This window comes from Rhizobium ruizarguesonis (assembly GCF_012349115.1).
Lineage (GTDB): Bacteria > Pseudomonadota > Alphaproteobacteria > Rhizobiales > Rhizobiaceae > Rhizobium > Rhizobium ruizarguesonis.
Genome location: NZ_PQIG01000145.1, coordinates 1 through 4,659 on the forward strand (window position 1 = coordinate 1; position 4,659 = coordinate 4,659).

The window sequence follows — 4,659 nt, forward strand, 5'->3', positions numbered from 1 at the left end:
GAGGTGGCTCAATTCTCGGTGGAAAAACCGGCTCAGTTCCGCGCGGAAACCAACAAGCCTGGTCTCCTGAGACTTTGGCAGTCGATTTCCCAATGCGTCTCGCAAAGTCTTGATGACCGCTGCGTGATCGTTTTGATTGATCTTGTTCGCGAACGTTGCCGTCAGTGCATCCGTATAGGCGATTGCCGCGTTGACCACAGTCGCGGCAATCGGATTTCCGAGTGTTCCTGCTTGAGCACTGCTGATTTGCAATTCAGCCGATTCCAGAAATCCCCTGGCGATTATCAAGCGATTTGCACCATGGCGAGCGTCGGAGGGTTTCGAAGGGCCACTTCTGGTCAACGTAGTCTCTTCACATCTTTATTGATTCAGGACGAGGTCCAAGAACTACCAATCCTTCGTTTAGAAACGCTTTCCATAAGGGATCGCGGCTTTGGCGCAATCGTTTCAAGTCAGTGATAGACAAGGTGTTAATCGATGGCGCAAAGGATAACTCTTTTCCTTTGGCTGCTAGAAAATCGATGCTGCCGTTTTGTATCGTTTCGATGTCTGGCGCATCAGCTATGAGCGCCACGTCCAAATCGCTTGAGGCGTTGTCTTCCCCCCTCGCAACGCTGCCAAATACCCATGCCGCCACAACTTTGTCCCCGAAGAGGGCCGCGCATTCTTTCACTGCGGCAAGGATATCGGCAAAGCGCCTTTCCTCCGTCTCGAACAGGGCTTGCGCCGGGGTAGAGAATGGCGAACCTCGATTGAGACTGAAAAGACGGGCATATCCGGTTCCACTTTCGGTAACGATTTGAAAACTTGTGAGGGTTGCTAACGAGGCGAGTATGGGAGGGCGGGATAGCTTGGTTCTGTTGATGAGATTGCCAACACCCAATTGCCCGCCGTGAAGCGATAATTCCCGCATCACCCGCACATTCGCTTCGTTCCCCAAAATTGTTGAAAGCGGGAAGCGCAGAGCGCTTTCTGGTTTTGGTCGCGCCATAAAGGGCCTCATCATATAGATATCTCTATGATCATAACTGTATCTATATGCTTGTAAAGATATCAATACAATCCTATAGCTATCTTTATGATGACAAAAGGGTGGCCAGCGTCGCATCATGAGGGCGCAAATATCAGGAATAAAAGGGTAAAAATTAGCTTGGCTGGGGCGCCTGGATTCGAACCAGGGGTGACGGTACCAAAAACCGTTGCCTTACCGCTTGGCGACGCCCCACCAGAGCTTGAGCGGAAACCACCTGCTCAAATCGACGCCTGATTAGCAAAGCTCTTCGCCTGTCACAATAACTAAGTTTAACCCGGCGCAGATTTATGCGCTGCACAGCACCCGTCGTCGTGCTAGGAATTGGCGACGTCATCGGCCTGAGATCATTCCTTCATGGACAGTCCCGCTTTCGACCTCGCTTTCGAGCCGGCCTATGGGCAGGCCGTGCCGGTTGTTTCGGGTGTCGAGCGGGTTACAGTGAACAATCCCGGGCCTTTCACCTTTTTCGGCACCAACAGCTATATCGTCGGCTCCTCCTCGGTCGCGGTCATCGATCCCGGGCCGGAGGATGAGGCGCATTTTCAGGCACTGATGGCAGCGCTTGGCGGCCGCGCGGTGACGCATATCGTCGTCAGCCACACGCATCGCGACCACTCGCCGCTGGCCAGGCGGCTGCAGGCGGCAACGGGGGCGGTGACGGTGGGGCAAGGGCCGCACCGGCCGGCGCGGCCGCTCAGGGATGGCGAGATCAATCCCTTTTCCGAAAGCTCGGATCTGTCCTTCGTGCCCAATATAACGCTCAGTGACGGTCAGACCCTATTGGGCGATGGCTGGGCGCTGAGCGCGGTGCTGACACCGGGGCACACGGCCAATCATGCCGCCTTCGCGCTTGATGGCCGCGACATCCTATTCTCCGGCGATCACGTCATGGCCTGGTCGACCTCGATCGTTGCGCCGCCGGATGGTTCGATGGCGGATTACATGGAATCGCTTGACCGGCTGATTGCGCGCGAGGATCGGCTGTTGCTGCCCGGCCATGGCGGGCCGGTGACGGAACCCTCGACTTTCCTCCGAGCGCTGAAGGCGCATCGCCTCAGGCGCGAGCAGGCGGTGCTGGCGCTCGTCCAGGCGGGCGACACTCAGATTGCCGAGATGGTGAAGGTGATCTATCGCGATACCGATCCGAAGCTGCATGGGGCGGCCGCCCTTTCCGTGCTCGCCCATATCGAGGATCTCCTGGAGCGCGGCGAGATTGCGGCCGATGGGCCGCCTTCGCTTGCCGCCACCTACCGGCTGTTGTAAGCGGGAGATGGGGAGATTACCATGACGCGCGCCGCTTACAGCTATCGCGAAGATGCCGATGTGCCTGATTTTGCCGATGACCAGCCGCTGATCGTCTTCGATGGCGAATGCGTGTTCTGCTCCGGCTGGGTGAAATTCGCGCTGAAACATGACAAGCAGCAGCGATACCGCTTCCTCGCAGCGCAGACGCCGCTCGGCGAAGCGCTCTACCGGCATTACGGGCTGCATGCGCGCGACTACGAGACCAATATCCTGATCGAAAACGGCCGCGCCTTCTTCAAGTCCGACGGCTCGATCCGCATGGTGGCGGGGCTCGGCTTTCCCTATTCGCTGGTGAAGATCTTCCGGCTGCTGCCGCGGCGGGCGGCCGATGCGCTTTATGAATTCATCGCCCGCAACCGACTGAAGATTGCCGGGCGGCAAAGCTGCATGGTGCCGACGCCGGAGCAACGGCGCCGCTTCATCACATGAGCGAGGACCGGTTTTCGCTGCTCATCATCGGCGGTTACGGCACGTTTGGCGGGCGGCTTGCCCGGCTGCTTGGCGATGAACCGCGGCTCAGGCTGCTGGTTGCGGGGCGCTCGCTTGAAAAGGCTGACGATTTCGTTGCCGATCTCCGGACGCCGAAAGATGGCGCCGAGGGCCTGGGAAGCAACAATCTCGGCGCGATGGTGCAGGCCGTTCGCTTCGACCGTGACGGCGATCTCACCGAGCAGCTGACGCGGATGAGGCCCGATCTCGTCGTCGATGCCTCGGGGCCGTTCCAGAGCTTCGGGAAGGATGCCTATAAGGTGGTCGAGGCCTGCATCGGCCTCGACATCGATTATGCCGATATCGCCGACAGCACCGGCTTCGTCGCCGGCATCGGTGGGCTCGATGCCGCTGCCAAGGCCAAGGGCACCTTCGCTCTGTCAGGGCTCAGCAGCCTGCCTGCGCTTTCCTTCGCCGCACTCGATGCGATGGCGCCGCATTTCTCCCGGATCGAATCTGTCGCGGCCGGCATTGCCCCCTCGCCGCATGTAAAGATCGGCCTCAATGTCGTGAGGGCGATCGCAAGTTATGCCGGCAGACAAGTCACGGTGCTGCGCGATGGGCAGCCGGCCTCCGGGCGCGGGCTGATCGATGCGATGCGGGTGACGGTGGCGCCGCCGGGGGTTAAGCCGCTGCGCAGCCGAAAGTTTCTGCTGGTGGATGCGCCTGATCTCAAGCTGCTGCCGGCGCGCTTTGCCGATCTCAAATCCAGCTTCACCGGTGTCGGAACGGAGCCGCAGCCGCTGCAGCGCTTGCTCAGCCTTGCGGCAAGGCTCGTCCGCCTCCGGCTGTTGCCGTCGCTGCTGCCGTTTTCGCGGCTGTTGCAGCGTGCCAGCCATGCTTTTGCGGTGGGCGAACATCGCGGCGGCATGTTCGTCCGCATCGGCGGTGTCGATCACGCGGGCGAGCGGCTGACATCCGGCTGGCATCTGATTGCCGAAGGTGATGACGGGCCGTTCATTCCGGTCATCGGCGTGGAGGCGCTGGTGCGCCGGCTGTTGACCGGCGTGCGGCCGGAGAATGGGGCGCGGCCGGCGGCCGGCGAATTGCAGCTTGCGGATTTCGAAGCGGCCTTCCAGCGGTTTTCGATCACATCCGGCATCGCGATGGAAAACGAGGAGGCACGCCAGCCGCTCTACCAGAGGATCCTCGGTAGCGCCTGGGAGCGGCTGCCGCCCGCCCTCGCCGCCCTGCATGCCGGCGGCGCGCGCGTCGCCTCCGGCCGGGCGCGGATCGAGCGCGGCAGCGGGCTGCTGGCGAGGATCGTCGCTCGGGTGATCGGCTTTCCCCCGGCGGGCGAGGATGTGCCGGTCACGGTGCGTTTCGTGAGCGATGGCGACAAGGAGATCTGGACCCGCGATTTCGGAGGCACGGTCTTCCGCAGCTGGCAGGTCGAGGCAAAGGGCCGCGACCGGGATCTGCTCGTCGAGGTCTTCGGGCCGTTCCGGGTGCTGATGGCACTGGTGCCGGATGGGGAAAAGCTGCGACTCGTCGTGCGCGGCTGGCGGTTCTGCGGGATTCCGCTGCCGATGTTTCTGGCGCCTGGCGGGGATACGTATGAGGAGGAGCGCGATGGGCGGTTCCACTTCCACGTGGAGATCGGCGGGCGGCTGACGGGGTTGGTGGTGCGGTATACGGGGTGGTTGGTGGTGGAGTGAGTGGGTCTCTGCCTTCGCGCGGATGGCTGCCCCTCACCCTAACCTTGCCGGGGTCGAGCCACTCGTCTCGACCCGTCCTCCGGACCCCCGTAAAAACGGGGAGAGGGGACGTGCCCTGCGAGAGGTAGCGAGGGACGAAGAGGTTGCGGCGATTCCCCTTCGCCCCGCAAGCGG

General features: G+C 61.5%; 4 protein-coding genes, 1 tRNA gene and 1 pseudogene. 3 read left to right on the forward strand and 3 right to left on the reverse strand.

What is annotated here, in order from left to right:
- From C3Y91_RS37370 to C3Y91_RS37380, 3 genes and pseudogenes are all read right to left on the reverse strand, one after another.
- Positions 1-342, reverse strand: a pseudogene (locus tag C3Y91_RS37370) (hypothetical protein); the annotation flags it as partial.
- A 10-nt stretch (positions 343-352) separates the two neighbouring features.
- Positions 353-991: a nucleotidyltransferase domain-containing protein gene (locus C3Y91_RS37625; protein WP_174827234.1), complete on the reverse strand. Its 639-nt coding sequence runs from the start codon at positions 989-991 to the stop codon at positions 353-355.
- Positions 992-1,151: 160 nt separating this feature from the next.
- Positions 1,152-1,225, reverse strand: a tRNA-Gln gene (locus C3Y91_RS37380).
- Between the two features lie 162 nt (positions 1,226-1,387).
- Here C3Y91_RS37380 and C3Y91_RS37385 point away from each other — a divergent pair.
- The 3 genes from C3Y91_RS37385 to C3Y91_RS37395 are packed head-to-tail and all read left to right on the forward strand — an operon-like array spanning position 1,388 to position 4,485.
- Positions 1,388-2,296, forward strand: a complete 909-nt coding sequence (locus tag C3Y91_RS37385) for an MBL fold metallo-hydrolase (protein WP_168576444.1) — start codon at positions 1,388-1,390, stop codon at positions 2,294-2,296.
- A gap of 21 nt (positions 2,297-2,317) precedes the next feature.
- On the forward strand, positions 2,318-2,767 hold the full coding sequence (locus C3Y91_RS37390; protein WP_168576445.1) for a thiol-disulfide oxidoreductase DCC family protein: 450 nt from the start codon (positions 2,318-2,320) through the stop codon (positions 2,765-2,767).
- Positions 2,764-4,485 carry a saccharopine dehydrogenase family protein gene (locus C3Y91_RS37395; protein WP_168576446.1) on the forward strand — a complete coding sequence of 574 codons (1,722 nt, stop codon included), beginning with the start codon at positions 2,764-2,766 and terminating at the stop codon, positions 4,483-4,485. The genes C3Y91_RS37390 and C3Y91_RS37395 overlap by 4 nt, the downstream gene beginning before the upstream one ends.
- Positions 4,486-4,659: the final 174 nt, after the last annotated feature.